The 20947-nt window shown below is 72.6% G+C and carries 21 protein-coding genes; 12 read left to right on the forward strand and 9 right to left on the reverse strand.

The window, feature by feature from the left end; genetic code table 11:
* Positions 1-370: 370 nt before the first annotated feature.
* Positions 371-1168 (forward strand): site-2 protease family protein, encoded by a 798-nt coding sequence (locus tag ABZX40_RS40720; RefSeq protein ID WP_355750928.1) that lies wholly within the window; start codon positions 371-373, stop codon positions 1166-1168.
* On the opposite strand, the gene ABZX40_RS40725 is transcribed toward ABZX40_RS40720, so the two are convergent.
* From ABZX40_RS40725 to ABZX40_RS40735, 3 genes are all read right to left on the reverse strand, one after another.
* The gene (locus ABZX40_RS40725) at positions 1158-1343 is read right to left on the reverse strand and encodes a hypothetical protein (protein WP_355750925.1); all 186 of its coding nucleotides are present in this window, start codon (positions 1341-1343) and stop codon (positions 1158-1160) included. The two genes, ABZX40_RS40720 and ABZX40_RS40725, sit on opposite strands and share 11 nt — an antisense overlap.
* 92 nt (positions 1344-1435) lie before the next feature.
* Complete coding sequence (gene npdG, locus ABZX40_RS40730) at positions 1436-2158, reverse strand: NADPH-dependent F420 reductase (RefSeq protein ID WP_355750923.1); 723 nt, start codon at positions 2156-2158, stop codon at positions 1436-1438.
* Between the two features lie 30 nt (positions 2159-2188).
* Positions 2189-3250 carry a sialidase family protein gene (locus tag ABZX40_RS40735; protein ID WP_355750920.1) on the reverse strand — a complete coding sequence of 354 codons (1062 nt, stop codon included), beginning with the start codon at positions 3248-3250 and terminating at the stop codon, positions 2189-2191.
* Between the two features lie 214 nt (positions 3251-3464).
* Between ABZX40_RS40735 and ABZX40_RS40740 the strand changes: the two genes are divergently transcribed.
* On the forward strand, positions 3465-4085 hold the full coding sequence (locus ABZX40_RS40740; protein WP_355750918.1) for a hypothetical protein: 621 nt from the start codon (positions 3465-3467) through the stop codon (positions 4083-4085).
* Between the two features lie 173 nt (positions 4086-4258).
* Here ABZX40_RS40740 and ABZX40_RS40745 read toward each other — a convergent pair whose 3' ends face one another.
* A complete protein-coding gene (locus ABZX40_RS40745; protein WP_355750915.1) occupies positions 4259-4489 on the reverse strand; it encodes a hypothetical protein in 231 nt (76 codons plus the stop codon).
* Between the two features lie 58 nt (positions 4490-4547).
* On the opposite strand from ABZX40_RS40745, the gene map reads away from it, so the two are divergent.
* On the forward strand, positions 4548-5405 hold the full coding sequence (gene map / locus ABZX40_RS40750) for a type I methionyl aminopeptidase (RefSeq protein WP_355750912.1): 858 nt from the start codon (positions 4548-4550) through the stop codon (positions 5403-5405).
* Between the two features lie 125 nt (positions 5406-5530).
* Positions 5531-6178 carry a biliverdin-producing heme oxygenase gene (locus tag ABZX40_RS40755; protein WP_355750909.1) on the forward strand — a complete coding sequence of 216 codons (648 nt, stop codon included), beginning with the start codon at positions 5531-5533 and terminating at the stop codon, positions 6176-6178.
* 128 nt (positions 6179-6306) lie between these two features.
* On the opposite strand, the gene ABZX40_RS40760 is transcribed toward ABZX40_RS40755, so the two are convergent.
* The 3 genes from ABZX40_RS40760 to ABZX40_RS40770 all read right to left on the reverse strand — a co-directional run bounded on the left by ABZX40_RS40760 (position 6307) and on the right by ABZX40_RS40770 (position 10130).
* A complete protein-coding gene (locus ABZX40_RS40760; RefSeq protein WP_355750906.1) occupies positions 6307-6951 on the reverse strand; it encodes a PhzF family phenazine biosynthesis protein in 645 nt (214 codons plus the stop codon).
* 107 nt (positions 6952-7058) lie between these two features.
* On the reverse strand, positions 7059-8552 hold the full coding sequence (locus tag ABZX40_RS40765) for an HtaA domain-containing protein (protein ID WP_355750903.1): 1494 nt from the start codon (positions 8550-8552) through the stop codon (positions 7059-7061).
* A gap of 135 nt (positions 8553-8687) precedes the next feature.
* A complete protein-coding gene (locus ABZX40_RS40770; protein WP_355750900.1) occupies positions 8688-10130 on the reverse strand; it encodes an HtaA domain-containing protein in 1443 nt (480 codons plus the stop codon).
* 192 nt (positions 10131-10322) lie between these two features.
* Between ABZX40_RS40770 and ABZX40_RS40775 the strand changes: the two genes are divergently transcribed.
* The 7 genes from ABZX40_RS40775 (at position 10323) to ABZX40_RS40805 (ending at position 17962) form a co-directional block, all read left to right on the forward strand.
* On the forward strand, positions 10323-11333 hold the full coding sequence (locus ABZX40_RS40775; protein WP_355750897.1) for an ABC transporter substrate-binding protein: 1011 nt from the start codon (positions 10323-10325) through the stop codon (positions 11331-11333).
* 50 nt (positions 11334-11383) lie between these two features.
* Entirely contained in the window at positions 11384-12439 is a 1056-nt protein-coding gene (locus tag ABZX40_RS40780; RefSeq protein WP_355750931.1) for an iron ABC transporter permease, read from the forward strand.
* Entirely contained in the window at positions 12436-13347 is a 912-nt protein-coding gene (locus ABZX40_RS40785) for a heme ABC transporter ATP-binding protein (RefSeq protein WP_355750894.1), read from the forward strand. The genes ABZX40_RS40780 and ABZX40_RS40785 overlap by 4 nt, the downstream gene beginning before the upstream one ends.
* A 269-nt stretch (positions 13348-13616) precedes the next feature.
* Positions 13617-14771, forward strand: coding sequence for an iron uptake system protein EfeO (efeO, locus tag ABZX40_RS40790; RefSeq protein ID WP_355750891.1), 1155 nt, complete (start codon positions 13617-13619; stop codon positions 14769-14771).
* A 13-nt stretch (positions 14772-14784) separates the two neighbouring features.
* Entirely contained in the window at positions 14785-16101 is a 1317-nt protein-coding gene (efeB, locus tag ABZX40_RS40795) for an iron uptake transporter deferrochelatase/peroxidase subunit (protein ID WP_355750888.1), read from the forward strand.
* 6 nt (positions 16102-16107) lie between these two features.
* Positions 16108-16989: an iron uptake transporter permease EfeU gene (gene efeU, locus ABZX40_RS40800; protein WP_355750885.1), complete on the forward strand. Its 882-nt coding sequence runs from the start codon at positions 16108-16110 to the stop codon at positions 16987-16989.
* Positions 16940-17962 carry a hypothetical protein gene (locus ABZX40_RS40805; RefSeq protein WP_355750882.1) on the forward strand — a complete coding sequence of 341 codons (1023 nt, stop codon included), beginning with the start codon at positions 16940-16942 and terminating at the stop codon, positions 17960-17962. The genes efeU and ABZX40_RS40805 overlap by 50 nt, the downstream gene beginning before the upstream one ends.
* Before the next feature lie 1047 nt (positions 17963-19009).
* Here the strand turns inward: ABZX40_RS40805 and ABZX40_RS40810 are convergent.
* Together ABZX40_RS40810 and ABZX40_RS40815 are read right to left on the reverse strand one after the other, a co-directional pair.
* Positions 19010-19762 carry a bifunctional DNA primase/polymerase gene (locus ABZX40_RS40810; RefSeq protein ID WP_355750879.1) on the reverse strand — a complete coding sequence of 251 codons (753 nt, stop codon included), beginning with the start codon at positions 19760-19762 and terminating at the stop codon, positions 19010-19012.
* 137 nt (positions 19763-19899) lie between these two features.
* Entirely contained in the window at positions 19900-20556 is a 657-nt protein-coding gene (locus ABZX40_RS40815; RefSeq protein WP_355750877.1) for a TetR/AcrR family transcriptional regulator, read from the reverse strand.
* A 112-nt stretch (positions 20557-20668) separates the two neighbouring features.
* On the opposite strand from ABZX40_RS40815, the gene ABZX40_RS40820 reads away from it, so the two are divergent.
* Complete coding sequence (locus tag ABZX40_RS40820; protein WP_355750874.1) at positions 20669-20857, forward strand: DUF6243 family protein; 189 nt, start codon at positions 20669-20671, stop codon at positions 20855-20857.
* The last annotated feature ends 90 nt before the right edge of the window (positions 20858-20947 follow it).

Consider the following 20947-nt stretch of genomic DNA (forward strand, 5'->3'; position numbering starts at 1 on the left):
GTCGTGGCTTTTTGCGCAGTTCCCCGCGCCCCTGGGGAGGTGGGTGGGTGGGGCCGTTGTCGTCATGGTGCGGGAGCGTCGTGGCTGGTCGCGCAGTTCCCCGCGCCCCTGGGGGGGTGGGTGCGGTCGTTGTCGTCATGGTGCGGGAGCGTCGTGGCTGGTCGCGCAGTTCCCCGCGCCCCTGGGGGAGGTGGGTGGGTTCGGCCGTTGTCGTCCTGGTGCAGGTTCGTTGTGGTTGATCGCGCAGTTCCCCGCGCCCCTACGGGCGTCGTGGTGGGGTTGGGTGGGTGGAACCGGGCGTGGCGGCGGTACGTTTCCCCGGTACCTTCGTGTTTCTGCTTTACCCGTCCCCATCGCTGGAGTTCGCCCCATGGTCACCGCACCCACCCGCTCCGACCGGCGGATCAGCCCGGTGTTTCTCGGGATCGTCGCCGTGACGGCGGTGACGGGGTGGGCGGCCTGGACCGGGTTCGCCGAGCAGCCGGGGCTGGCCGTGTTCCTGTTCGTGACGGGCGCGTGGATCGTGTCGCTGTGTCTGCACGAGTACGCGCACGCCCGGACCGCCCTGCACAGCGGGGACATCTCGGTGGGCGCCAAGGGCTATCTCACGCTGAACCCGCTGAAGTACACGCACGCGCTGCTGAGCATCGTGCTGCCGGTGGTGTTCGTGATCCTGGGCGGGATCGGGCTGCCGGGTGGGGCGGTGTTCATCGAGCGGGGGCGGATCCGGGGGCGCTGGAAGCACAGTCTGATCTCGGCGGCGGGGCCGCTGACGAACGTGCTGTTCGCGCTCGTGTGCACGGCCCCGTTCTGGCTGGACGCGCTGTCCGGCGTACCGGCCGACTTCCGGTACGCGCTGGCGTTCCTCGCGCTGCTCCAGGTGACGGCGGCGATCCTGAACTTCCTCCCGGTGCCGGGGCTGGACGGCTACGGGGTGATCGAGCCCTGGCTGTCGTACAAGGTGCGGCGGCAGGTGGAGCCGTTCGCTCCGTTCGGGCTGCTGTTCGTGTTCGCGCTGCTGTGGGTGCCGTCGATCAACGCGGTGTTCTTCGACGCGATCGACGCGATCCTCGGCGGGCTCGGGATCAGCGAGGTGGACAGCTACTGCGGCCGGGATCTGTACCGGTTCTGGCAGGAGGGCAACCCGTACTGCGCGGTCAGCCCGTGACCGAGCCCTGCCGGCGGACCCGGCCGCGCCGGGCGTAGTACCAGGTCAGATTGGACGAGAGACCCGCGAGCAGCACCCAGACGATGCCCAGCCAGTTGCCCTGGACGAAGGAGACGACGGCCGCGGCGACGGCGAGGACGCAGACGATCAGGGCGTAGAGGGCCAGGCGGGGCATCGGGGTCGGCTCCTGTCGGGACGCGAGGGGGGGACACAGGGGAGGCGTGCGCCGGAATCGCTCCGGTGCGTCCCCCAGTGTCCCCCATCGGCTCAGACGTCGGTGACCCGGAGCCCGGCGTGCGCCTTGTAGCGGCGGTTGACGGAGATCAGATTGGCCACCAGGGACTCCACCTGGTGGGCGCCCCGCAGCCGACCGGCGAAGACGCCCCGCATCCCGGGGATGCGCCCGGCGAGGGCCTGGACGATCTCCACATCGGCGCGGTCCTCGCCGAGCACCATCACATCGGTGTCGATCTCGTCGATCTCCGTGTCCTGGAGCAGGACGGCGGAGAGGTGGTGGAAGGCGGCGGTGACCCGGGAGTCCGGGAGCAGGGCGGCGGCCTGCTCGGCGGCGCTGCCCTCCTCGGGCTTGAGGGCGTAGGCACCCTGCTTGTCGAAGCCCAGCGGGTTGACGCAGTCGACCACCAGCTTCCCGGCGAGTTCGGCGCGCAGCGACTCCAGGGTCTTGCCGTGGCCGTCCCAGGGGACGGCGACGATCACGATGTCGCTGCGGCGGGCCGTCTCCGCGTTGTCGGCGCCCTCGATGCCCAGACCGAGTTCGGCCGCGGCGGCCTCGGCGCGCTCGGCGGCCCGGGAACCGATGATCACCTTCTGTCCGGCGCGGGCGAGCCGGTGGGCGAGGCCCTTGCCCTGCGGTCCGGTCCCGCCGAGCACCCCGACGACCAGCCCGGAGACATCGGGCAGGTCCCAGGGGTCCTTGGCGGGGGCCTTCCGCTCGGCGGGTCCGGTGGCGGCACTATCCGTAGAGGTCATGGGCCGACTTTACGTCCCGGGCCGCCCCGGTCAGCCGGTGAGGCGGGTCACGGGGACCCGCCGGAAGACGATCCGCTCGTACGCCCCGAAGTCGCCGGTCTCATGGAGCAGTCCGAGGGTGCGGGTGTCGACCCGCGCCAGGTCGGAGTAGGCGGCGGGCAGCCCGTCGGCGGTGAACACCGGGCGCCAGGTGGTGCCGCCGTCGTGGGAGGCGCGGACGGTCATCAGGGCGCGGCCGTCCCACAGCGCGGGTCCGGCGTAGAGCAGGAGGTCGGGGTCGCGGAGCTGGAGGACGCTGCCCTGGCAGACGGGGGTGGTGAGACCGGCCTGCGGGCGGAACGGGACGGCGAGGGTGCGTCCGCCGTCGAGGGAGTGGGCGTCGGCGCGGTTGCCGGGTGAGCGGGAGTCGTTGCGGGTGTTGAAGTAGACGCGGCCGTCGGGGAGTTCGGCGGCCATGGTCTCGTTGACATTGATGTAGCCGTCGGTGTTCTGGTCGAGATAGCCGAGGTACCAGGTCGCGCCCCGGTCGTCGCTGAGCAGGCAGTGGCCGCTGTTGTACTGCGGGGCGGAGCCGCTGGTGCCGGGCTCGGGCGGCAGGGTGTGGTTGCCGGGGACCACGACCCGGCCGCCGGTGAGCTGGATGCCGTGGCCTGGGGTGGTGGCGTACCAGCGCCAGCCGGGCTGTTTGACCTGGTCGGTGATGTCGGTGGCGGGGGACCAGGTGAGGCCGTCGTCGTCGCTGTGCTGGACCCAGACGCGGCGGCCGTCGGCGTCGGAGACCTTGCCGTCGAGGATGAGCGCCTCGGAGGCGGCGGCGGAGGAGCGGACGTGGACGAGCAGGATCCGCCCGGTGTCCAGGACGACCGGGGCGGGGTTGCCTGCCAGGTTCACGCCGTTGCTCGCGGCGACCAGGAGGGGGCCCCAGGTGCGTCCGCCGTCGGTGGAGCGTTTGAGGACGATGTCGATCCGGCCCCAGTCCTTGGCGGAGTCGACCCGCCCCTCGCAGAAGGCGAGCAGCGTCCCGGCGGCGGTGACGACCAGCGCGGGGATCCGGAAACTGACATAACCCTCCCGCCCGGCACGGAAGGGCACGGAGGGGGGTGTGGCGGGGGGTCCGGAGGGGGGTGTGGCGGGGGGTCCGGTGGGAGGTGTGGCGGGGGGCATACGCGGCTCCTGGTCGGGGTACGGGGGCATGCTGCCAGGGCGGGGGCTCCGGGGCGGCCGTATCGCGGGGGTATGCCCAGGACGGGCGAATCCGGGGTGAACGCCGGGTCACGGACGGCGTGGTGCGGCAGGATGCGGAGCCATGGATGCCGTACGGGTCGCTCTGCTGCGTGAGGTGCTCGCCGGGACGGAATGGCTGGGGGCGACGCGCGGCTTCGCGGGCGCGCTGCGGGGCTCGGTCGTCTCGCACGGCGGGGGGCTGCTGCTGGTCGGGACCCGGGACTACGAACCCTGGCATCTGGCGGCGCACCTGGTGGACGAGGCCGCCTGGTCCGGTACGCCGGAACTGGCCCCGACCCTGGTCCGGCACGCGGCCCGGCCCACGGATCCGGCGCATCTCGCGGTGGGCCTCGGCCGGATCGAGGCGGCCCGGCGCGGGGAGACCCTGCTGGTGGTGGCGCCGGACGCGCCGGGGGCGCGGCTGCTGGAGCGGGTGCACGACGCGCGGCGGGCCGGGGTGACGGTGCTCGCGCTGGGGCCGGACGCGGGGGAAGGGGAGCGGGAACGGGAGCTGTCGGTCATGGCCCATGAGTTCCTGGCGGTGCCGGAGGGCGGGGAACTGGACCTGGACACCGTCCAGCATCTGGTGAGCGCGGCGGCCGGGGAGAACATCCGTCCGGCCCCGCGAGGCCGGAGCCGCCTGCGGGACCGGGTGTCCCGCTTGGCGGACCACCTGACGGCTCCGCCGCCGGCGCGGTGGTGACGCTCACCCACGCGAGCGGGGTGTGCCGCTGCGCCCACCCTCCCCCATCGCCCCAGCGGCACGGCTGCCCGCAGCTAGGGCCGGGGGCAACGCCCTGCTTTTAAGGGGCGCTGGGGGTACCCCCTCTGGGGGAGGAACTGCGCGATCAGCCACAACGCACCCGCACCCGCCCCTCAGTCCTCGTCGCGCTCCTCCGGCGTCGCATCGTGCCACCGAGGATCCGTCTCCCACTCAAGATTGCGCTCACGCGCCGTGGCCATCGCCTGCTCCGCCTCCCCCCGCGTGGCGTACGGCCCGAACCGGTCCTTCGCGGGGCACTCGGGCCCTTCCTCGACCTTCTTGTGCTCCAGGCAGTAGTACCACTCGCCCGGCTTCGCAGCCGTGCGCTTCTTGAACAGGGCCATGAGCGGCTCCTTTCGCCTCTGACATGGTCCCCCATGCCCGCTGGTTAGACTCGCTGGCATGTCTGGCCAGTCGCTGCTCGTCCCAGGGGACCTGTCTCCCACCCGTTCCGTGCCCGGAAACATCCGGCGCCCGGAGTACGTCGGCAAGCCCGCGCCGACCCCGTACACCGGCCCCGAGGTGCAGACCCCGGAGACGGTCGAGGCGATGCGGATCGCCGGCCGGATCGCCGCGCAGGCAATGGCGGAGGCCGCGAAGCTGATCGCGCCCGGGGTGACGACGGACGAGCTGGACCGGGTGGCGCACACCTTCATGTGCGACCACGGGGCGTATCCGTCCACGCTCGGCTACCGCGGCTTCCCCAAGTCGCTGTGCACCTCGGTCAACGAGGTCATCTGCCACGGCATCCCGGACTCCACCGTGCTGCGCGACGGCGACATCGTGAACCTGGATGTGACGGCGTACATCGGCGGGGTGCACGGCGACAACAACGCCACCTACCTGGTCGGGGACGTGGACGAGGAGAGCCGGCTGCTGGTCGAGCGGACGCGGGAGTCTCTGAACCGGGCGATCAAGGCGGTCCGGCCGGGCCGGCAGATCAACATCATCGGCCGGGTCATCGAGTCGTACGCCAAGCGCTTCGGCTACGGGGTGGTGCGGGACTTCACCGGGCACGGCATCAATTCCGCCTTCCACAGCGGTCTGATCATCCCGCACTACGACAGCCCGCACGCGGTGACCGTGATCCAGCCCGGGATGACCTTCACCATCGAGCCGATGCTGACCCTCGGGACGCATGAGTACGATATGTGGGACGACGGCTGGACGGTCGTCACGAAGGACCGCCGCCGGACCGCGCAGTTCGAGCACACCCTCGTGGTGACGGAGACCGGCGCGGAGATCCTGACCTTCCCGTAATTCCGCGCTCGCGGCAGCACTCGCACCCGCCCCTGCTCAGGGCGGGTGTTTTCTTGTACGCTTTTACCGACAGGGAGTCGGGAAAGCATTGACTTAGGTAAGGCTCACCTTAGATGATTCACTCCATGGAGTCCTTCTCGACACTCATCCGCACCGCGTCCCACGAGCAGCATGTGGAGGCGGAGACCTCGACGTTCATGAGCGATCTGCTCGGCGGCCGGCTCGGCGTGGACGCGTACGCGCGCTACACCGAGCAGCTGTGGTTCGTGTACGAGGCGATGGAGTCCGGCGCCGAGGCGCTGGCGGCCGACCCGGTGGCGGGTCCCTTCGTCCAGCCGGAGCTGTACCGGCTGGGTGCCCTGGAGCGGGATCTGGAGCATCTGCGCGGCCCCGGCTGGCGCGAGGACCTGTCCGCGCTCCCGGCCACCCAGGAGTACGCGGACCGGGTGCGCGAGTGCGCGCGGACCTGGCCCGGCGGCTATGTGGCCCACCACTACACCCGCTACCTCGGCGATCTCTCCGGCGGCCAGATCATCCGCGACAAGGCGGAGAGGACCTGGGGCTTCGCGCGCAAGGGCGACGGAGTGCGGTTCTATGTCTTCGAGTCGATCGCCAACCCGGCCGCGTTCAAGCGCGGTTACCGGGAGCTGCTGGACGCGCTGCCCGCGGACGATCTGGAGAAGCAGCGGATCGTGGCCGAGTGCAAGCGGGCGTTCGCGCTGAACACGGGTGTGTTCCGGGCGCTGGGCGAGGAGTTCCCGCTCACCGCGTGAGCGCTCCGCGCCGGGCAGGGCAGGTCCGTGTCGGGCCGGGCAGGTGCGTGCCGCGCCGCGCCAGGCCGGTCCGGGCCGGGGTTCCCGCTGACGGCGTGCGTCTCTCCCCCTCCCGCCCCCGCCCCCGCCTACCGTTCCAGCACCACCCGCCCCCCTATCTCCACCCACCCCATCGGCTGTGGAGCCGTGAGGATCTGGGAGCCCGCGCCCTGAGTGATGTTCAGGGCGCGGCCCAGCTGTGCCGTGAGCCGGAGCGCCGCCCCGCCGCTGGCCTCGTCCTCCGCCGTCCCGCCGTCGCGCCCGGCGAAGCCCCGGGCCCGTATCCGCCCGGCCGCCTCGTCCTCCCAGGCCCAGGCGTACAACCGTGCCCCCGCCCCGGGCGGACCGAGCCGCTCGACCTCGGCCGCGCTCGCGTACCGCCGCAGCTCCCAGGGCGCCGCCCACTCCGCCCGCGCCTCCACCCAGCTGAACTCGCCGTCCTGCCGCGCCCCCGCCACCCCGGCCGCCGTGACCAGTTCCGGTACGTCGAGCAGCCAGGCCGCGCCGACGCAGGGGTACCCGGCGAAGGGCAGCCGGGCGCCGGGTGAGTAGAGGTCGACGGTCCCGCGCTCGGGGTCGTCCACGAACACCGTCCCGCCGAAGCCGAGTTTCGCCGCCAGCTCCTGGCGCCGTACCGGGTCGGGGAGGACGGATCCGTCCCGTACGACGCCCAGTTCCTCGCCCAGGCCGCCGTTCGCCGCGCAGAAGACGCGCAGTACGTCGTAATCGTTCACCGGGGCATTGAAGCGTATGCGGGGGGCGGGGTGGAGCGGGGATGACGGAGGGGCGGACCGGGTGCTGTGCCACTCGGTCCGCCCCTCCCCCGTGACTGCGGTGCCGGTTACGCCTGGGTGCGGCGCTTGCGCATGGCCAGGACCACGCCCGTGCCCGCCATCAGCGTGATGGCGGCGGCGGTGCCGAGGGCCGCGACGGGGACGTCGGAGCCGGTGTTGGCGAGGCCGCCGGTGACGCCCCCGGTGGTGGTGCCGCCGGTCGTACCGGAACCCCCGGTGCCGCCGCCGGTCGTGCCACCGTCCGTACCGCCGTCCGTGCCGCCGTCGCCGCCCGGCAGTTCGGCGCCCTCGGTGAGGGCCAGCGACAGATCGACCGGGTCGAGCGCGGAGCCCGGGTCGTAGAAGTCGCCGAACGCCTCGGCGCCCTCGGTGGTCAGCTCGGCGGCGATGTCGTCGAGGGTGATGACATCGTTCCGGGCGGTCAGGTCGGCGGACCTGGCGGTGAGTTCGGCGAGGACCACGTCCTCGGACCGCTCGCCCAGGCTGGTGACATCGGCGGTGAGTTCGCCGGTGCCGCCGTCGAGGGTGGCCCGCAGATCGGTGAGGGTGAGGTCGAGACCGTACTCGGTGCCGTCCTTGTGGCCCTTGAAGTTCACGGCGCCCTGGAACTTCGCGGTCAGGGTGTCCGCGTCGGTGTCATAGGTGCCGGTGGCGTCCGGGAAGGTGAACACGCCGTTGGACGCCGCCTGCGTGGCTCCGCCGGACACCGTGATGTCGCCCTGGGCGACGCCGTCCACCACATAGGTGCGGAAGGACTCCTTCACGCCCCAGGTCAGGGTGCCGTCGGCAAGGTCGCCCCGGGCCGGGGTGGCGGAGGTGGTGGTCGGGCTGGGGGTGGCGGTGCCGGTGGGCTTCGGCGGGGTGGTGGTGGCGGGGGGCGTCGTCACCGGGGGTGTGGTGACCGGCGGGGTGGTGGCCGGGGGTGTGGTGACGGGCGGCGGGGTGGTCACGGGGGGTGTGGTGACCGGGGGCGTCTTCTGGACGACCGTCAGCGGATCGCCGGCCGCGCCCGCGTAGCTCGCGCTGCCGAAGACCTCGCCGGCCTCCTTGGTGAGCTTGGTCTCCATGTCCTTCATGGTGCGGGAGACGGTGACCTCGGCGAGCGGGACGTCGTCGCTGGTCGCGCCCTTGCTGGTGACATCGGCGGTGATCTCGCCCGCGGCGCTGTCGAACCGCACGTCGGAGAGGGTGATCTCGAAGCCGTGCCGCACGGACGTGATCTTCAGCGCGCCCTTGAAGCCCAGGTCGACGGTGTGGGCGGTGGGGTCGTAGGTGCCGGTGCCGTCGGTGAAGGTGAACACCCCGTTGTCGGCGGCCTGCGAGGCCCCGGCGGACGCGGTGAAGCCACCGGCGGCCGTGTCGACCACATAGGTGCGGTACGACTGCTTGATGCCCCAGGTCAGTTCGTAGCCGGTCAGCGGGACACCGGCCGCGGCGGCGGGCGCGGCGGCGGCGAGACCAAGGGCGGTGGTGCCCAGCGCGGCGGCCGTGGCGACGGCGGCGGCGAGGGCGGTACTGCGGCGTCGGGGTCTGATCGGCATGCGTGGTTCTCCTGGGAGTGCCTGGGTGTGGGTGATCGGGGGGTGGGGGTGATCGGGGGGGTGGGGGTGAGGGTGGGGGTGTTGGGGGCTCAGGGGATGGGGTGTTGGGGGCTCAGGGGGTGGGGTGTTGGGGGCTCAGGGGGTGGGGGTGCCGGTGGTCCCGGCCGCGCGGGTGCGGCGGCGGGCGACGACGACGTACGCGGCGGCGGCCAGCAGGAGCAGCGCGGCGGCGGTGAGGCCGACGGGGAGGGCGGGGAAGCCTCCGTCGGCCGGGTCGGCGGCGGCGGCCGGGGCGGTGCGGTCGTCGGCGGGGGAGGACCCGGAGTCGGGGGTGGCCGAGCTGCCCAGGTCGGGGAGGGCGGGCAGGGTGGCGTCCTCGGTGAGGGCGACGGCCAGGGAGACGGGGTCCATCTCGGTGCCCTGCTGGTACATGCCGTCGAATGCCTCGGCGCCGCTCGCGGTGAGCTTCGCGGGGGCCTCGGTGACGGCGACCAGACCGTCCTCGGGCTTGAGGTCCCGCGCGGTGAAGGTGACCAGGGAGACGTCCTTGGCGGCGCCGTTCACCCGGGCGAGGAGGGTGCCCTTGCCGTCGGCCGCGACGGTGACGCGGAAACCGCTCAGCCGCAGATCCAGGCCGTGTTCCCCGGTGAAGCGCACTTCGCCTGTGAACTCGGCTTTCAGCTGCCCGTCGTTGAACGTCCCTTCACCACCGGGGAAGCGGAACAGCGCGCCACCGTCCTGCGCGCCCGATGACAGGGTCCACTCGCCCTGGGCGATATCACCGGTGACGTACTCCCGGAAGGTGCGGCGCACCCCCCAGTCGACGGCCCCGTCGACCAGCTTCCCGGCGGCGCCCGCGCCGTCCGTCCCCTCGTCGCCCTTCTCCTGGTCCTTCTCCTCGCGCGCGGACTCGCTCGCCTTCGGGGTCGCCGGCGGCTGCGCGGCGGCCGGCGCGATGTCCGCCGACAGGCTCACCGGGTCCAGCGGGGTCCCCGCCGAGTAGTACCCGGCGAAGGACTTGGCGCCCTCGGCGGTCAGGGTGGCCGGAAGGTTGTTCAGGGTGACGGCCGTACCGCCGCCCTTCATGTCGATCCCGCCCAGCGAGACGGCGGCGAACGGCACCTGACCGGACGTCGTGACCGCCCCCGTGCCCTTCGCCTTGCTGGTGACGTCGACATACAGCGTGCCGCTGCCCCCGGAGATCCGCAGGGTGGGCCGGCTGATCGTCATGTCCAGTTCGTAGGCGCCGGAGTCGGTCCGGTGCCCGGTGAACCGCACCCCGCCCGAGAACCCGGCGCTGAACGCCCCGGTGCCCCCGTCGTAGCTGCCGCTGGCCGAGTGGAAGCGGAACTGGTTCGCGCCGACCGTGGCGGCACCGCCGGTCAGGGTGTAACCGCCTTGCGCGATGGGCCCGGTGACATAGCTCTGGAAGGACGCCTTGACGCCCCAGTCGAGGCGTCCGCCCTGCACCGGGCTGCTCGCCGCCGAGGCGGCCCCGGCCGGGAGCAGCGCCCCCAGCACGGCCAGACACAGGGCGGCGATCCAGCCGTACCGGCGGGACCCCGAGGGCTGGGGCATGACGGACCTCCGACGAAGGGACCAGGGGGGTGACTTCCTCGCGCCGCACCACGAAAGGAACGCGCAGCAACGACGCAGCGAAAAGAACCGGCCAGAGACCAACGCGATCTAGCCAGCAAGGTAAGGCTAACCTAAACTCCATCGAGTGATTCCGGAAGGTCCGGTGCGGAGAGGAACGGGACGGTGCGACCCTTGCGCGCCCGACTGGCGGGAGTCCTGCTGGCGGCGCTCACCCTGACCACGGCGGGCTGTTCCGCTTCCCCCGGATCCGGGGGAAGCGACGGCGGCGCCGCCCCCAAGGCGTCGGCCGAGCGCGCCGCCGACCGGGTCGAGCCACTGACCGGGACTCCGGCGCCCGAACTGCCCGTCACCGTCACCTCGGCCGACGGCGAGCGCCTCACCGTCGAGGCGGCCGACCGGATCGTGCCGCTGTCGGGCTCGCTCAGCGAGATCGTGTTCAGTCTCGGCCTCGGCGACCGGGTGGCCGGCCGGGATGTCTCCACCACCTTCGAACAGGCCCGGGATCTGCCGCTGGTGACCCGCGCCCACGATGTCTCCGCCGAGGGCGTGCTCTCGCTGCGGCCCGATCTGGTGCTCGCCGAGACCACCTCGGGCCCGGTCGAGGCGCTGGACCAGATCCGCGCGGCCGGGGTGCCGGTGCTGACCGTCGCCCCCGCCAAGGGCCTCGCCGATGTCGGCCCGAGGATCGCGGCGGTGGCCGGGGCGCTCGGCGTACCGTCCGCCGGGCAGGAGCTGACCGGGCGTTCGCAGCAGCGGATCGCCGCGGTGCGCGCGGACGTTCCGGAGGACGCCGGCAAGCCCCGGGTGGCGTTTCTGTATCTGCGCGGCTCGGCCTCGGTCTATCTGATCGGCGGGGCGGACTCGGGGGCGTCCTCGCTGATCGAGGCGGCCGGGGGCGTCGACGCGGGCGCCGACTCCGGGCTCTCCAAGGACTTCACCCCGATCACCAGCGAGGCCCTGGTGAAGGCCGCGCCGGACGCGATCCTGGTGATGTCCAAGGGACTTGAGTCGGTCGGCGGGATCGACGGCCTGGAGAAGGTGCCCGGAGTCGCCCAGACACCGGCCGGACTCGACCGGCGGATCGTGTCGGTCGAGGACGGGGTCCTGCTCAGCTACGGCCCCCGCACCGACCAGGTCCTCGCCTCGGTCGTGGAGCAGCTCTACGCGGGCGGTGCGGCGTGACGGCCCTGGACAGCACCACCGAAGCGGCCCCGGCCCCCTCCCCGGCCCCCGTGAAGACCGCCCCCCGGACCCGCACCCGCCGCGGCCCCGCCTGGCTGCTGACCACCGGGCTGGTCGTGGGCCTGCTGGTGCTGATCCCGGTGGCGGCGGGCATCGGCGCGTACCCGGTCCCGGTCGGGGACGTCCTCGCCTCCGTGCTGCACCGGATCGGCGCCGGGGGCCAGGAACTGGACCGGGTGGCCGAGTCCGTGCTCTGGAACGTCCGGTTCCCGAGGATCGTGCTGGCGCTGCTGGTGGGAGGCTCGCTGGGCTGCGCGGGCGCGCTGATGCAGGGCGTGTTCGGCAATCCGCTGGCCGAGCCCGGCACCATCGGGGTCTCCCTGGGCGCGGCGGTCGGCGCGGTCGCCTCCATCGCGCTCGGCCTGTCCTTCTTCGGCAACTGGACCCTCCCGGCGATGGCGTTCGTCTCCGGGCTGGCGACCGTGCTGCTGGTGTACGGGATGGCCCGCGCGGGCGGCCGTACGGAAGTGGTGACGCTGATCCTGACCGGTATCGCGGTGAACGCGTTCTGCGGGGCGCTGGTGGGGCTGTTCATCTTCCTCGCGGACACCGCCGCCGTGAACCAGATCACCTTCTGGCAGCTCGGCTCGCTCTCCCAGGCGACCTGGCCCAAGGTGCTCGCGGTGCTGCCGTGCGCGGCGCTGGGTCTGCTGATCGCCCCGTTCTACGCGCGCAAGCTGGATCTGCTGGCGCTCGGCGACCGGCCCGCCCGGCATCTGGGTGTGGAGGTGGAGCGGCTGCGGATCGTGCTGATCCTGGTGGTGGCGCTGCTGACGGCCGCCGCGGTGAGCGTCTCCGGGGTGATCGGCTTCGTCGGTCTGGTGGTGCCGCATCTGCTGCGGATGGCGGCGGGTCCGGGGCACCGCTTCCTGGTGCCGGGCAGTGCGCTGGGCGGCGCCCTGGTGCTGCTCGGCGCCGATCTCGCGGCCCGCACCCTGGCCGCGCCCGCCGAGATGCCGCTCGGTGTGCTGACCGCCCTGGTGGGCAGCCCGTTCTTCTTCTGGCTGCTGCGCCGCACCCGCCGTAGGCAAGGAGGCTGGGCATGACCCCGCAGACCCCGAAGGCCCCGGAGGCTTCAGAGGCTCCAGAGACCTCGCAGACCCCGAAGACGACGACCCGTTCCGCGCGCCCCTGGTTCCGGCTGCGCCCGCGCCCCACTCCCCCGCCCGTGCCGGAGCCCGGTGCGGTGCTGGCCGCCGCCGAGGGGCTGACGGTGCGGCTCGGCGAGCGCGAGGTGCTGCGGGCGGTGGACGTGACCGTCCGCGCGGGCGAGGTGCTGGCGCTGGTGGGGCCCAACGGGGCGGGCAAGTCCACCCTGCTGGGCGCGCTGGCCGCCGATGTCCCGGCCGCCTCGGGCGTCGTACGGGTGCACGGGCGGCCGGTGTCGGGGTGGTCGGCGCCCGAACTGGCGCTGCGCCGGGCGGTGCTGCCGCAGTCGGCGTCCCTGGCCTATCCGTTCACGGTGGAGGAGGTGGTCCGGATGGGCCGGGCGCCCTGGGCCGCCGTGGACCAGGACGACGACGACACGGCGGTGGCGCGGGCGATGGCCGCGACCGAGGTGACCGCCTTCGCCGGACGGCCCTTCTCGGCGCTCAGCGGCGGGGAGCGGGCGCGGGTGGCACTGGCCCGGGTGCTGGCCCAGCGGGCGCCGCTGCTGCTGCTGGACGAGCCGACGGCCGCGCTGGACCTCAAGCACCAGGAGCTGGTGCTGCGGCTGTGCCGGGAGCGGGCGCGGGCCGGGGACGCGGTGGTGGTGGTCCTGCACGATCTGGGCCTGGCGGCGGCGTACGCGCACCGGGTGGCGGTGCTGCGGGCCGGGCGGGTCGCGGCGGACGGGCCACCGGCCGAGGTGTTCTCGGAGGAACTGCTGTCGCAGGTGTACGACCAGCCGGTGGAGGTGCTGCCGCATCCCCGGACGGGCGCGGTGCTGGTGACACCCCGCCGTGAGCCATGAGTGAGGCATGAGCGAAGCCGCGAGTGCGGCATGAGCGAAGCCATGAGCAAGGCACGAGCGAGGCATGAGTGAGGAACCGCCCGCGCTCTTGACCGCTCCTTGACCGTCCCCCGACACCCGCATTACCCCTCTTTGGGGACTTCATGGCCATAGGCGATTCATGAGAGCTGAATCACTGTCCGACCGGTTATCGGATAGGTAAGGCTCAGATAAGTTAGGCCCGCCTTCGTTGCCTGACCCGTCGTGCCTAGCCCGCCTCTGGAGCCCGTATGCGTGCCGCCGGATTCTCCCTCGCCACCGCTGTCGTCACAGCGGCGGCCCTCACCGCTCTCACCGGCTGCACCGAGAAGGGCGGTTCCGGCGACGGCGGCAATGTCATCAACGTGACCGCCACGGACGACAGCTGCGAGGTCTCCACCCATGAGGTGCCCGCCGGGCACATCGAGCTGGCCGTGGAGAACAAGGGCAGCAAGGTCAACGAGGTCTATCTGCTCTTCCCCGACGACCGGGTGGTCACCGAGCGGGAGAACATAGGCCCCGGCACCAGCCAGCGGGTCACCGCCGAGGTCGAGGCCGGTGACTACCGCATCGCCTGCAAGCCCGGTATGAAGGGCGACGGCATCCGCCAGGACCTCAAGGTCACCGGCGGCTCGGCCGCCCCGCGCGATCCGCGCCTGGACGAGGCGGTCGCCGCCTACCGGGGCTACGCCCAGGCCCAGGCCGACGAGACCCTGCCGCTCGCGCAGGCGTTCGCGGACGCGGTGCGGTCCGGGGACGTGGCCGCCGCGAAGAAGGCGTACGCCACCTCCCGGATCGGCTGGGAGCGCACCGAGCCGGTCGCCGAGTCGTTCGGCGACATCGACCCCAAGGTCGACCTCCGCGAGGACGGCCTGGAGGACGGCCAGGACCCCGAGACCGACTGGACCGGCTGGCACCGGCTGGAGCGCTCGCTGTGGCGGGACGGGAAGATCACCGACCGCGACAAGGAACTCGCCGCCCGGCTGATCACCGATCTCACCGACTGGCAGCAGCGCGTCGGCACCGCCGAGATCACCCCCACCTCCATGGCCAACGGCGCCAAGGAACTCCTCGACGAGGTCGCCACCGGCAAGGTCACCGGCGAGGAGGAGCGCTACTCGCACACCGACCTGGTCGACTTCAAGGCCAATGTCGAGGGCGCCCAGAAGTCCTACGAACTGCTGAAGCCGGTCGCCCAGGAGAACGACCCGGAGCTGGTCACCGAGCTGGACCGCCAGTTCACCGCCCTGAACACCCTGCTGGACCAGTACCGCCCGGACCCCTCCTCCTACGACTTCGTCTCCTACGACTCGGTCGGTGACGCCGAGCGCAAGGAGCTGTCGGACGCGGTGAACGCGCTGGCGGAGCCGCTGTCGCAGCTGGCCGCCGCGGTCGTGGCCAAGTAGCGGGGGCACGGCGATGACGGACGACGACACCACCGGCAAGCCCTCCCGACGGGACATCACCGGCAGGCCCTCCCGGCGGGCGCTGCTCGGCTGGGGCGGGGCCGGGCTGGCGCTCGGGGCCGCGGCGGCGGGCGGCGCGGTCGCCATGGCCGGACCCGGTGACGACCCGGACCCGGCCGGCGGGGCGGTCCCCTTCCACGGGGCGCACCAGGCGGGCATCGCCACCCCGGTCCAGGACCGGCTGCACTTCGCCGCGTTCGATGTGACGACGCGGGACCGGGACGCGTTCGTCGCCCTGCTGAAGGAGTGGACGGCCGCCGCCCGGCGGATGACGGCGGGCGAGCCGGTCGGCGAGGGCGGCTTCGGCGGACTGCCCGAGGCGCCTCCGGACGACACCGGGGAGGCGCTCGGCCTGCCGCCCTCCCGGCTGACCCTCACCCTCGGCTTCGGGCCGTCCCTGTTCGGACGGTTCGGCCTCGCGGACGCCCGCCCCGAGGCCCTGGTCGACCTGCCGAAATTCCCGGGCGACAAGCTGGACCCGAACCGCGGCGGCGGCGATCTGTGCGTGCAGGCGTGCGCGGACGATCCCCAGGTCGCCGTGCACGCCATCCGCAACCTCGCCCGGATCGGCTTCGGCAAGGTCGTGGTCCGCTGGTCCCAGCTCGGCTTCGGCAAGACCTCCTCCACCACACCGGAGGCGCAGACCCCCCGCAACCTCATGGGCTTCAAGGACGGCACCCGCAACATCGCGGGCACCGAGACGGACCGGCTGGAGGAGTTCGTCTGGGTCGGCGAGCGGGACGGCCCCTCCTGGATGACCGGCGGCTCCTATCTCGTCGCCCGCCGCATCCGGATGCACATCGAGACCTGGGACCGCGCCCCGCTGAAGGAACAGGAGGACATCATCGGCCGCGACAAGGGCGAGGGCGCCCCCGTAGGCAGGGCGAAGGAGCGCGACGAACCGTTCCTGAAGGCGATGCTGCCCACCGCCCATGTCCGCCTCGCCCACCCCGACTCCAACGACGGGGCGACCCTGCTGCGCCGCGGCTACTCCTTCACCGACGGCACCGACGGTCTGGGGCGGCTGGACGCGGGGCTGTTCTTCCTCGCCTACCAGCGCGACCCGCGCACCGGCTTCATCCCGGTGCAGAGCAATCTGGCGACGGACGCGCTCAACGAGTACCTCCAGCACGTCGGTTCGGCGGTCTTCGCGATCCCGCCCGGGGTGCGGGACGAGAACGACTGGTGGGGCCGCCCACTCTTCACCGACAACCAGACCAGCGCCACCGCCACCGCCACCGCCACCGCCACCGCCACCGAAGGGGCGTAGCCGGCCATGTTCTCCAACTACCTGATCGGGCTGCGCGAGGGACTGGAGGCCAGTCTCGTCGTCTGCATCCTCATCGCCTATCTGGTCAAGACCGGCCGCCGGGACGCCCTCAGACCGGTGTGGACCGGAATCGCGGTCGCCCTGGCCCTCGCGCTGGGCTTCGGCTGCGCCCTGGAATTCGGCTCGCAGGAGCTGACGTTCGAGGCGCAGGAGGCCCTCGGCGGCTCCCTCTCCATCCTCGCGGTGATCCTGGTCACCTGGATGGTCTTCTGGATGCGCCGCACCGCCCGCCATCTCCGCGCGGAACTGCACGGCAGGCTGGACGCGGCCCTCGCGATCGGCACCGGCGCGCTGGTCGCCACCGCCTTCCTCGCGGTGGGCCGCGAGGGCCTGGAGACCGCGCTGTTCGTGTGGGCGTCGGTGCGGGCGGCCGGGGACGGCACACCCCGCCCGCTGATCGGCGTGGCCCTCGGCATCGCCACCGCGGTGATCCTCGGCTGGCTGTTCTACCGGGGCGCGCTGCGCATCAACCTGGCCAAGTTCTTCACCTGGACGGGCGCGATGCTGGTCGTGGTGGCGGCCGGAGTCCTGGCGTACGGCTTCCACGACCTCCAGGAGGCGGACTGGCTGCCCGGCCTGACGAACCGGGCGTTCGACATCTCCGGCACGATCCCCCCGGACAGCTGGTACGGGACGCTGCTGAAGGGCGTGTTCAACTTCCAGCCCGACCCGACCGTCCTCCAGGTCACGGTGTGGCTGCTGTACCTGGTCCCGACGCTCGCCCTCTTCTTCGCCCCGGTAGGGTTCGCCTCCGGGAAGGGGAGGGTGAAGTCAGCCGATGACCAGGGATCGCGGCCCGCGAACGCCGCGCAGTCGCCGCAGGATTGACCAGTTCGGCCGGAGGGCCCTGACAGCGGTCTCCGTGGCCGCCGTGTCGCTGACGGCGAGCGGATGTGTGGTGGTGCACGGCGAGCGCGAGGTGGTGCCCGCGACCACCCGGGCGGAGGCCGCCGAGGCACTCAAGGATTTCACCGCCGCGTACAACGCCGCAGACAAGGCGTACGACAGCTCCCTGGACGCCGCTCATGTCACCGGCGCCCTCGCCGCGATCGACGGGGCCCGGCTGGCCGCGGGGAAGGCGGCGAACCCGGGGGGCAATCCGGACCACAGCCCCCTGAAACTCTCGGACACCGAGTTCACCATCCCGAAGAAGGCCGGCTGGCCACGCTGGTTCGTCGCCGACTCCCGCGCCAACAAGGGCGGCGACAGCCGCTGGCTGTTCGTGTTCACCCGCGACGACCTCGACCGCCCCTGGGAGGCCGCGTATCTGACGCTGGTCGCGCCGGGCCAGGTCCCCGAGTTCACGACGGACGACGACGGCTGGGCCGAGCCGGTCGCCTCCGGCGCCACCGATCTCGCAGTCCGCCCCGAGGATCTGAGCCGGGACTACACCGACTACCTCCAGGACGGCGGCGACACCTTCGCCACCGGCCCGCACACCAGCGGCTGGCGCGAGACCCGGCAGAAGAACGCCAGCCGCCCCGGCCTGGCGACCCAGTACATCGACGAACCGCTCACCGACGGCGACTACGCCCCCCTCGCGCTGCGCACCGAGGACGGCGGCGCCCTGGTGTTCTTCACCACCCGCCACTTCGAGAAGCAGACCGCGGCGACGGGGTCCTCCGTCCCCGAACCGACCGACGCCGTCCTGGCCCTCACCAAGGGCGAGATCAAACAGTCCCTGACGATGGAGTTCGTCTCCAACGAGGTCGCCCTCACCCCCCGCCGCAACGCCTCCGGCGAGCAACGGGTGACGTTCTTGGGACGGATCCAGGGGTTGACGGGGGCGCAGGGGGAGTAGGGGGTCTCCCTCTGGGGGGTGCGGGTACCTCCCCTCCGGTCCGGGCGCGGGGGGGGGTGGGACTCGGGGCCGGTGTACGGAGTCGCCCCCCGAGGGCGCGGGCCCTGGGACTCGGGCTGCGGCGCGGGGTCCCTCCGGTCCGGGTACCGGGTTCTTCCGGTCCGGGTACCTGGTCCTTCCGGTGCCGAGTGCGGGCGGTGGGCTCGGGGCGGGAATGCGGGGCTGGGACTCGGGCTGCGGTGCGGGGCCCTCCTCCGGTCCGGATACGGGGTCCTTCCGATGCCGAGTGCGGGCAAGTGGGCTCGGGGCGGCAATACAGGGCCTGGGACTCGGGCTGCGGTGTGGGGTCAGGGGCGCTCCCCAGGAGTGCGGCTGCGGCGCGCTTGGGCTGACGGCCGGGGCTCGGGGTTCGTCCCGAGGCTCGGGGTGCTGGGACTCGGGGCGGGAATGCGGGGGCTGGGGTTGCTTGCCAAGGCAGCGGCGCCCGGGGGACTCGCCGCCGAGGTGCGGGGAACGGGGCCTTCCCGGAGGCGTGGAGCCATGGGACTCGGGGCGAGAATGCGGGGCCGGCGGCCCTCTTCCCACAGCCGCGGGGCCCGGGGGAACTCGCCGCCGAAGTGCGGGCCCGCGTCCAGGAGGCGCGAGGCCATGGGGCTCGGGGCTGCGATGCGGGGGGGCTGTGGTCGCTTCCTAGCGAGTGGCTCCCCAGGACTCACCGCTCCAGCCGTGCCGGGTCTCACCCGAATTCGCCGGATCCCGGGTCTGGGGGCTGCGGTGCGGGGCTCTCCTGAAGGCTCGGGTCGGCGGCGGCTCGGGTTGCTCGAAGCTCAGGTCGGCCGAGGCTCGGGTTGCCCGAAGCTCAGGTCGGCCGAGGCTCGGGTTGCCCATGTCTCCGGGCTGCCGTGCGAGGCCCTTCCCAAGGCGCGCGCTCTCCGGTGCGGCGGCCCTCCCGGCGCCGGAGTCTCCGGGCTCGCGGCCCGGCGAGGGAACGCGGTGCGCCGACGCATCTTTCGGGCTGGCTCCGTGGGACGCGGGCCGGTGACGGAGTCAGCGGCGCAGCGGCCACGCCCCCGACGGGTGCTCGCGGTCCGCGTCGTAGCCGGACTCGGCCGCGTGGCGGGCGCAGGCGTCGGTGAGGTGTTCCAGGAGCGTCAGCGGATCGGGGAGCGGATGCTCCAGTCCCCGTACCCACCACACCCGCCGTCCGTCACCGAGCAGCCGGGCCGGGGGGACGAGGACGTAGGAGCCCCGGCAGTGCCATCGCAGGCCGGGGTGCTCGTCCATCGTCTCGGGGTGGCAGTCCAGCTCGCAGGGCCACCACTCGTCCTCGTCGTCGGGGGTGCCGCGGGTGAGGGTGAAGAACAGCAGTCGGCCCTCGTCGCTCTCGGCGACCGGTCCGACCTCGATCCCGGCGGCGAGCAACCGCTCCAGCGCCCGCTGCCCCGCCGCCAGCGGTACGTCCAGCACGTCATGGACCATGCCGGTGGCGGTGATGAAGTTGGCCTGCGGCTGATGGCGGGCCCAGCGCTCGATCTGGCCGCGGTCGGTGGTCGACTGGGTCTGCCAGGCGAATGACACCGGGTGCCGCGCGGGGGTGGGACAGCCCACCCGGTCGCAGGAACATCGGTAGCCCGGGGCGGGGTGCGCGGCGGGAGCCAGCGGCAGGCCCGCCGCAGCCGCCGCGAGCAGCAGGGACTCCCGTTCGACGGCGTCCGCGGCGGTGTCCTTCGGCCGGCGTCCGCGCAGCCACTGGCTGAGTTTGCCCTGCCGGCCGGTACCTCCGTCGAACTCCGCGCTCATCTGTCCCCTCGCCTCGCCGTCGTGCGGACAGCATGCCCTATGGTCGCACCTTCGCGCGCTCCGGGGGGTGCGGAGCCGACATCCCGGGTACATCGGAGCGCATCCGGAGTGGGTGGCATCGGGTGCCTTGCCGGGATTTACGGGGCCGAGCCGGCGGACGGCCGGGAGGCGATCCCGTACAGCGCGTAGTCGACCAGGGTGTCGGTGTAGGCGTGGCTGATGGGCCCGGTGTGCTGGAGCCAGCGCTGGGCGAGCGGGGAGACGAACAGCTCCAGGGCGATCCGGGGGTCGACGCCGGGGCGGAGGTCACCGGCGTCCTGGGCGGCGCGCAGGCGCTGGACGTAGAGCATGAGGGACGGTTCGAGGAGCTTGGTGAAGAACTCCCGGCCGAGCGCCTCGTCGGCGACGCCCTCGGCGGCGAGCGCGCGGGAGGGGACCTCGAAGCGGGGGTCGAGGAGTTCGTCCACCGTGGCGCGCAGGACGAGTTTGAGATCGGCGGCGAGATCACCGGTGTCGGGGAGGGCGTGGTCGCCGGGGACGCCACCGGCCTGCTCGTTCGTCTGTTCGGCGAGATCGAGGAACGCCTCCATCAGCACATCGGCCTTGGAGGACCACCAGCGGTAGATGGTCTGCTTGCCGACCCCGGCACGGGCGGCGATGCCCTCGATGGTGGTCTTGGCGTACCCGGTCTCGCTCACCAGTTCCAGGGCGGCGGCGTAGATGGCCCGGCGGGACTTCTCGCTGCGGCGGGAGGCGTCGGGGGCGGGCTTCGCGACGGACTTCATCTCTCTCATGAGTCGAATTTAACAGGTTGACAAGACGCTGCGTCTCGCGAACGATGGAGTCCTGCACAAAGGCGAGACGAACCGTCTCGGCCGCAAGGTGAGGCGAGGGAAGGAGCCCGGTATGAGCCGCGGTGGAAACATGCTCGGAGTCGGCGGCACCCGCAAGAACCTGGGCCGCAAGCAGCTGCGCGGAGGCCGCGCGGAAGCGGGATTCGGCGCGGGAGCGGACGCGCAGGCCCAGAAACAGGAACTGCTGCGCAAGCTCCAGGAACGACGGGAGCAACGGGAGCAGGAGGCCCCGGAGTCCTAGGGCGTGTCTTCAATTGATCTTGCGTGGTGGATCATGGTCGGGTGATACGTCGTCATGAGCTGTCTGATGAGGAGTGGGAGTTCCTCCGTC

The organism is Streptomyces sp. NPDC004610, from assembly GCF_040609715.1.
Taxonomy (GTDB): Bacteria; Actinomycetota; Actinomycetes; order Streptomycetales; family Streptomycetaceae; genus Streptomyces.

Bases quoted from the DNA above. Each gene is read 5' to 3' on its own strand.
- ABZX40_RS40810 (WP_355750879.1), bottom strand. From the start codon at position 19,762: ATGAGCGCGGAGTTCGACGGAGGTACCGGCCGGCAGGGCAAACTCAGC.
- efeU (WP_355750885.1), top strand. From the start codon at position 16,108: ATGTTCTCCAACTACCTGATCGGGCTGCGCGAGGGACTGGAGGCCAGT.
- ABZX40_RS40805 (WP_355750882.1), top strand. From the start codon at position 16,940: ATGACCAGGGATCGCGGCCCGCGAACGCCGCGCAGTCGCCGCAGGATT.
- ABZX40_RS40745 (WP_355750915.1), bottom strand. From the start codon at position 4,489: ATGGCCCTGTTCAAGAAGCGCACGGCTGCGAAGCCGGGCGAGTGGTAC.
- efeO (WP_355750891.1), top strand. From the start codon at position 13,617: ATGCGTGCCGCCGGATTCTCCCTCGCCACCGCTGTCGTCACAGCGGCG.
- ABZX40_RS40725 (WP_355750925.1), bottom strand. From the start codon at position 1,343: ATGCCCCGCCTGGCCCTCTACGCCCTGATCGTCTGCGTCCTCGCCGTC.
- ABZX40_RS40770 (WP_355750900.1), bottom strand. From the start codon at position 10,130: ATGCCCCAGCCCTCGGGGTCCCGCCGGTACGGCTGGATCGCCGCCCTG.
- efeB (WP_355750888.1), top strand. From the start codon at position 14,785: ATGACGGACGACGACACCACCGGCAAGCCCTCCCGACGGGACATCACC.
- ABZX40_RS40820 (WP_355750874.1), top strand. From the start codon at position 20,669: ATGAGCCGCGGTGGAAACATGCTCGGAGTCGGCGGCACCCGCAAGAAC.
- ABZX40_RS40755 (WP_355750909.1), top strand. From the start codon at position 5,531: ATGGAGTCCTTCTCGACACTCATCCGCACCGCGTCCCACGAGCAGCAT.
- ABZX40_RS40720 (WP_355750928.1), top strand. From the start codon at position 371: ATGGTCACCGCACCCACCCGCTCCGACCGGCGGATCAGCCCGGTGTTT.
- ABZX40_RS40740 (WP_355750918.1), top strand. From the start codon at position 3,465: ATGGATGCCGTACGGGTCGCTCTGCTGCGTGAGGTGCTCGCCGGGACG.
- ABZX40_RS40765 (WP_355750903.1), bottom strand. From the start codon at position 8,552: ATGCCGATCAGACCCCGACGCCGCAGTACCGCCCTCGCCGCCGCCGTC.
- ABZX40_RS40785 (WP_355750894.1), top strand. From the start codon at position 12,436: ATGACCCCGCAGACCCCGAAGGCCCCGGAGGCTTCAGAGGCTCCAGAG.
- npdG (WP_355750923.1), bottom strand. From the start codon at position 2,158: ATGACCTCTACGGATAGTGCCGCCACCGGACCCGCCGAGCGGAAGGCC.
- map (WP_355750912.1), top strand. From the start codon at position 4,548: ATGTCTGGCCAGTCGCTGCTCGTCCCAGGGGACCTGTCTCCCACCCGT.
- ABZX40_RS40815 (WP_355750877.1), bottom strand. From the start codon at position 20,556: ATGAGAGAGATGAAGTCCGTCGCGAAGCCCGCCCCCGACGCCTCCCGC.